We start from the raw sequence: 5,736 nt of genomic DNA on the forward strand, positions 1-5,736 counted from the left end.
GGTCGGGAGGGGTCAGGAGGGGTCGGTCGCCCAGACGCGGGTGTCCACGAGCGTGCCCGCCGCGCGCTTGGCCAGCAGCGCGTCGAGGATCGGCTCCAGGGCGGTCATCGCCTCGTCGGCCTCGACCTGCACGGGGTGCTGGGCCACCAGCAGGGCGAGCAGGTCGCCCACGGCCAGCTGGGCCTCCTCGAGGCCCAGGGACGGGTCCCAGCCGAGCAGCACGTCCGCGGGGGCGTCCTGCCGCTCGGCCGTGTAGGACACGGCGAACGCCTGGATCGTCCCGCCCTCCTCGCGCGGGGCGTCGCGGAGCACGACGGCGCCGGCCGCCCCGGTCTGCGGGCCGAGGATCAGCTGCTGGGCCGCCCCCACGGACATCTGCGAGGGATCCCACGCGTGGGCGGCGTCGTAGAACGCGGCCACGGCGCGGCTGAGCTCGACGGAGCCGGTGGAGATCTCCTCCAGCACGCGCCCCTCCGGGTGCTGCTCGTCCCGCAGCGCGGGCAGGGCGATCACGCCGGGGGCCACGGCGATCCGCCGCGAGCGCTGCACGGGCGTGAACCCGGCCGCCACGAGGAACCGCTCGGTGGCGGCGACCTGCGCGGCGTGCGCTTCCGCCCCGGCCGCGCCGGCCTCCGGGGCCTCCTCCGGAGCCGCCTCCACGACCTCCCCGCCGCCCACGGGCACGCGGGAGGCGACGGCGAAGCGCGCCTTCAGCTCCGTCGTCGGCACGGCGCCGGCCTCGTGGGCCGCGGCGACGAGCCCGCGCAGCGCCTCCAGCAGGGCGCGGCCCACGCCACGGCCGCGGACCGTGCGGGCGACCTCGCCGTAGACCCAGAGACGTCCCGGGTGCAGGGGCTGCGCGAACGCCACGGCGGCGCCCACGGGGACGCCGTCCTCATCGGCCACGAGCGTGCGCCGCCACGGGGAGTCCGCGTCGGCCGCGAGCATGGCCCGGTCCTGGTGCTGCTGCACGTCGGCCGGGTCCCCCCAGACCTCGAGCAGGCGCAGGTCGTCGCCCTCCGCCCAGGGGCGGAGGACCACCTCGCCGCCGGAGACGGCGGCGGTCAGGGCGGGGGCGTCGTCGTCGTGCCGGGGGCTCACTTGGTCAGCCGCTCCGCGAGGTAGGCGCGGACCTGGGCGAGGGCCACGCGCTCCTGGGACATGGTGTCGCGCTCGCGGATGGTCACGGACTGGTCCTCGAGGGTGTCGAAGTCCACGGTGATGCAGAACGGGGTGCCGATCTCGTCCTGGCGGCGGTAGCGGCGGCCGATGGCGCCGGAGTCGTCCGTCTCGATGTTCCAGTGCGCGCGCAGCTCGGCGGCCAGCCTCTGGGAGGGCTCCTGCAGCTCCGGCTTCTTGGACAGCGGCAGCACGGCGGCCTTGACCGGCGCCAGGCGCGGGTCCAGCTTGAGCACGGTGCGCACGTCCACGCCGCCCTTGGCGTTGGGGGCCTCGTCCTCGGTGTAGGCGTCCACGAGGAACGCCATCATGGAGCGGGTCAGGCCGAAGGACGGCTCGATCACGTACGGCGTGTAGTGCACGTCGTTGGCCTGGTCGAAGTACTGCAGCTTCGCGCCGGAGGCGTTCGCGTGGGACGTGAGGTCGTAGTCGGTGCGGTTCGCGACGCCCATGAGCTCGCCCCAGCCGTCGCCCCCGGCGAAGCCGAACCGGTACTCCAGGTCGATGGTGCCGTCCGAGTAGTGGGCGCGCTCCTCCTCTGGGACGTCGAACTTCCGCAGGTTCGCCGGGTCGATGCCGAGGTCGATGAACCAGTCCCAGCAGGCCTCGACCCAGGTGTCGAAGTGCTCCTTCGCCTCCGCCGGGGGCACGAAGTACTCGATCTCCATCTGCTCGAACTCGCGGGTGCGGAAGATGAAGTTGCCGGGGGTGATCTCGTTGCGGAACGCCTTGCCGATCTGGCCGATGCCGAACGGCGGCTTCTTGCGGGAGGCGCCCAGCACGTTGAGGAAGTTCACGAAGATGCCCTGCGCCGTCTCCGGGCGCATGTAGTGCAGGCCCTCCTCGTTGTCCACGGGGCCGAGGTAGGTCTTGACCAGGCCGGAGAACATCTGCGGCTCGGTCCACTTGCCGGTGGTGCCGCAGTCGGGGCAGGTGATCTCCTCCATGCCGGCGGCGGCGCGGCCCTTCTTGGCCTCGAACGCCTCGAGCAGGTGGTCCTGGCGGTGGCGCCTGTGGCACTGCTGGCACTCGACCAGCGGGTCGGTGAACGTGGCCACGTGGCCGGAGGCCTCCCAGACCTGGCGCGGCAGGATGATGGAGGAGTCCAGGCCCACCATGTCCTCACGGGAGCGCACGAAGGTCCGCCACCACTCGGCCTTGATGTTCTCCTTGAGCTCGACGCCGAGGGGCCCGTAGTCCCACGCGGAGCGGGAGCCGCCGTAGATGTCACCGGCCTGGAACACGAAGCCGCGGCGCTTGGCCAGGTTGATCACGTTGTCCAGCGGGGACTTGGCAGCCATGGGGGCATCACTTCCGTCGTTCGGTGCAGCGGGGGACCACGACGACGACGGCGCGCCCGGGCTCTGCGGGGCGCGCCTCGTCTCGTCGCGGACCAGCCTACCGGGGACAATGGGGGCCATGACCTCCTCTTCCGACGTCCAGCCCCTGCCGATCCGCGACGAGTCCATCCGCCTGGGACAGGCGCTCAAGCTCGCGAGCCTCGTGGAGGACGGCGCGATGGCCCGGGACGTCGTCCAGGACGGGATGGTGTCCGTGAACGGCGAGGTGGAGACCCGCCGCGGCCGGCAGCTCCACGACGGGGACGTCGTCGAGTTCAACGGCGAGGAGATCGTGGTCGAGGCCGGCCGGTCCTGAGCGGGGGGCGGACCGCCGCCGCCCTCGGGCCCGGGGCTGAGCCCCGGGCCGGCGGGCCTCAGAGCACGACGTGCGTGAGGTACTCCCGGACGTGCCCGAGCTCCTGCGGGCTGATGGCGTGCGGCAGGCCCGCGTAGACGACCTTGGTGAGGTCGGTGTGGGCGGTGAGCCAGCCGTGGGACTCCTCCACGCGCTGCGCGGAGATGATCGGGTCCTCCTGACCGCGGCCCCAGAACACCTTCGGCGTGACGGCATCCACGGTCTCGTCGGCGGGGAACAGGCCCTCGAGCTCGGGCTCGACGTGCAGCGGGTCGACGACGAAGCCGGAGAGCGCCACGGTGGCGGCGTAGGCGGCCGGGTCCAGCCGCAGCAGGGAGGTGGCCATGGCCATGCCCTGGGAGAAGCCGAGCAGGCTCACCGTGCGGAAGCCGCCGCTCACGCCCGGCAGCCAGGCGTGCAGGTCCTCGACGGCGGCGCGCACGGCCCCGGCGTCCGAGCCGATCTCCCCGGTGGCCGGGTCCTGGGTGAGGGGGAACCAGGCGGCGCCGCCCTGCGGCAGGTCCATCGGGGCGCGCACGGCCAGGGCCGTGAAGGCCTCGGGCAGCTGGGGCACCAGGCCGAACAGGTCGTCCTCGTCGGCGCCGTAGCCGTGGAGGAGCACGAGCAGGTGCTCGGTGCGCTCGCCCTCCGGGCGGGACCAGCGGACGGCGAAGGGGGCGGGGTCGCGGGGGGTGGTGTCGTTCACGGGGCGACTCTACGCGGGCGTGCCAGGAGGCACTCGGCATGCGTTGCGGGTGACCGGGGGACACGGTGTCGGCTGGCCCCCGGCCCCGCCCGTCGGCATCATGGAGACCATGAGCCCACTCACGAACACAGCCGACTCCGAGCCTCCCCACGCCGAGGGCCACGCCTCCGCGGAGCCGGCCCACCCCTGGCGCCGCTACGTGGCCGTCGGGGACTCCTTCACCGAGGGCATCGGCGATCCCGACCCCGAGCGCCCCGGCTACCACCGCGGCTGGGCCGACCGCCTCGCCGAGGAACTGGCGCGCCTGACCCCCGCCGGCGAGGAGTTCTCGTACGCCTCGCTGGCCGTCCGCGGCAAGCTGATGGACCAGATCCGCGCCGACCAGATCGACCCTGCGGTCGAGCTCGCCCCGGACCTCGTGAGCATCTGCGCCGGCGGCAACGACATCCTCCGCCGCGCCGACCCGGACGAGACCGCCCTGCACCTGGACGACGCCGTCGGCCGCCTGGCGGAGACCGGGGCCACCGTGCTGCTGTTCAACGTGCCGGACATCAAGGAGACGCCCGTGCTCGCGCGCATCCGCGGCCGCGTGGCGATCTACAACGAGAACATCCGCACCGTCGCCGCCCGGCACCACGCCGTCGTCGCGGACATGTGGAGCCTGAAGGACCTCGCCCGCCCGGAGATGTGGGCCCCGGACCGCCTGCACTTCTCCCCCGTGGGCCACCACACGATCGCCGCGATGGCCCTGGACATCCTCGGCGTCGAGCACGAGCTCGAACCCCTCTCCCCCAAGCGCGCCGCCCCGCGGACGTGGCGCGAGGCCCGGGTCGACGACGCCCGCTGGGCCCGCACCCACCTGGTGCCGTGGGTCGGCCGCCGCCTGCGCGGCGTCTCCTCCGGGGACGGGATGCAGCCCAAGCGCCCGCTGCCCGCCCCGCTGTTCGGCGCGGACATGCCCCACGGCTCGGACTACACCGAGCACGCCGCGGACTGAGCCCCGCGCTCGGGGCTCAGAGCTCGAGCGTCCGCCGCAGCTCGTCGGCGATCTGCCCGTACTCGGTGAGGAAGCCGTCGTGGCCGATCGGCGAGTGGATGGTGTGCACCGGGACCTCGCCCGGCAGGAGGGACGCCAGGCGCTCGGACTCCGCGGGGAAGTACAGCCGGTCGGAGTCCACCGCCGCGACGAACGCCCGCCCCGGGTAGGAGGCGAGGGCGGCCTCGACGCCGCCGCGGCCCCGGCCGACGTCGTGGCTCATCAGGGCCTCGGTGAGCGCCACATAGGAGCCGGCGTCGAACCGGCCCACCAGCTTGGAGGCCTGGTGGTCCAGGTAGGACTCCACCTGGTAGCGGCCCACCCGCTCCCCCGACGCCGTGCCCAGCGGGTCCTCCGCGCCCTGCGGCTCCCGGCCGAAGCGGTGCTGCAGCTCGGCGGCGGAGCGGTAGGTGGTATGCGCGATCCGGCGGGCGATGCCCAGCCCCGTCACCGGGCCCGGGCCCGGGTGGTAGTCGCCGCCCCGCCACTCCGGGTCCAGCCGGATGGCGTGGGTCTGGGCCTGCGCCCACGCGATCTGCTCCGCCGAGGAGCTCGCCGTGGAGGCCAGCACCGCCACGCCGCGCACCAGGTCCGGGTGGGAGACGGCCCACTCGATGGCGCGCGCGCCGCCCATGGACCCGCCGATCACGGCCTGCAGCGCGGTGACGCCGAGCGCGTCGAGGAGGCGGCGCTCAGCCGCCACGGCGTCCCGGATGGTGACGAACGGGAACCGGCCGCCCCAGGGCGCACCGTCGGGGGCCGGTGAGGACGGCCCCGTGGAGCCGTCGCAGCCGCCGAGCATGTTGGGTGCGACGACGAACCAGCGGTCCGTGTCCACGGCCAGGCCCGGCCCGATCAGCTCCTCCCACCAGCCCGCGGACTCGTCGCGACGGTGGGAGGCCACGTGGGAGTCGCCCGTGAGGGCGTGCAGGACGAGCACGGCGTTGGCGCCGTCCTCGGCGAGCGTGCCCCACGTCTCGAAGGCGAGCTCGACGCCCGGCAGGCGTCCGCCGGCCTCGAGCTCCAGCGGGCCCACGGAGAGCGTGCGGAACTCGCCGGCGGACGCCTGCCGGGCGTCGAGCTCGCCTTCGATACGTGGGGGCCCCAGGCCGACGACGGC

The 5,736-nt window shown here is 74.2% G+C and carries 6 protein-coding genes; 2 read left to right on the top strand and 4 right to left on the bottom strand.

Annotation, left to right across the window (positions count from 1 at the left end; translation table 11 throughout):
- Nucleotides 1-12: 12 nt before the first annotated feature.
- Together MHY29_RS10950 and MHY29_RS10955 are read right to left on the bottom strand one after the other, a co-directional pair.
- The gene (locus MHY29_RS10950) at nt 13-1,101 is read right to left on the bottom strand and encodes a GNAT family N-acetyltransferase (RefSeq protein ID WP_239241221.1); all 1,089 of its coding nucleotides are present in this window, start codon (nt 1,099-1,101) and stop codon (nt 13-15) included.
- Nucleotides 1,098-2,480 (bottom strand): glycine--tRNA ligase, encoded by a 1,383-nt coding sequence (locus MHY29_RS10955; RefSeq protein ID WP_239241223.1) that lies wholly within the window; start codon nt 2,478-2,480, stop codon nt 1,098-1,100. The genes MHY29_RS10950 and MHY29_RS10955 overlap by 4 nt, the downstream gene beginning before the upstream one ends.
- A gap of 109 nt (nt 2,481-2,589) precedes the next feature.
- Here MHY29_RS10955 and MHY29_RS10960 point away from each other — a divergent pair, with 109 nt between their 5' ends.
- Nucleotides 2,590-2,835: an RNA-binding S4 domain-containing protein gene (locus MHY29_RS10960; RefSeq protein ID WP_370643524.1), complete on the top strand. Its 246-nt coding sequence runs from the start codon at nt 2,590-2,592 to the stop codon at nt 2,833-2,835.
- A gap of 58 nt (nt 2,836-2,893) precedes the next feature.
- Here the strand turns inward: MHY29_RS10960 and MHY29_RS10965 are convergent, their stop codons facing one another.
- Nucleotides 2,894-3,580, bottom strand: a complete 687-nt coding sequence (locus MHY29_RS10965; protein ID WP_224355411.1) for an alpha/beta hydrolase — start codon at nt 3,578-3,580, stop codon at nt 2,894-2,896.
- Between the two features lie 109 nt (nt 3,581-3,689).
- Between MHY29_RS10965 and MHY29_RS10970 the strand changes: the two genes are divergently transcribed.
- Nucleotides 3,690-4,577 (top strand): SGNH/GDSL hydrolase family protein, encoded by an 888-nt coding sequence (locus MHY29_RS10970; RefSeq protein WP_239241234.1) that lies wholly within the window; start codon nt 3,690-3,692, stop codon nt 4,575-4,577.
- Nucleotides 4,578-4,593: 16 nt separating this feature from the next.
- Here MHY29_RS10970 and MHY29_RS10975 read toward each other — a convergent pair whose 3' ends face one another.
- The gene (locus tag MHY29_RS10975) at nt 4,594-5,709 is read right to left on the bottom strand and encodes a homoserine O-acetyltransferase (protein WP_239241235.1); all 1,116 of its coding nucleotides are present in this window, start codon (nt 5,707-5,709) and stop codon (nt 4,594-4,596) included.
- Nucleotides 5,710-5,736: the final 27 nt, after the last annotated feature.

Source organism: Micrococcus sp. ACRRV (genome assembly GCF_022346985.1).
GTDB lineage: Bacteria > Actinomycetota > Actinomycetes > Actinomycetales > Micrococcaceae > Micrococcus > Micrococcus porci.

What these genes read in the sequence shown, in the direction of transcription:
- MHY29_RS10960 (WP_370643524.1), top strand. Translation starts at nt 2,590, where the DNA reads ATGGGGGCCATGACCTCCTCTTCCGACGTCCAGCCCCTGCCGATCCGC.
- MHY29_RS10955 (WP_239241223.1), bottom strand. Translation starts at nt 2,480, where the DNA reads ATGGCTGCCAAGTCCCCGCTGGACAACGTGATCAACCTGGCCAAGCGC.
- MHY29_RS10970 (WP_239241234.1), top strand. Translation starts at nt 3,690, where the DNA reads ATGAGCCCACTCACGAACACAGCCGACTCCGAGCCTCCCCACGCCGAG.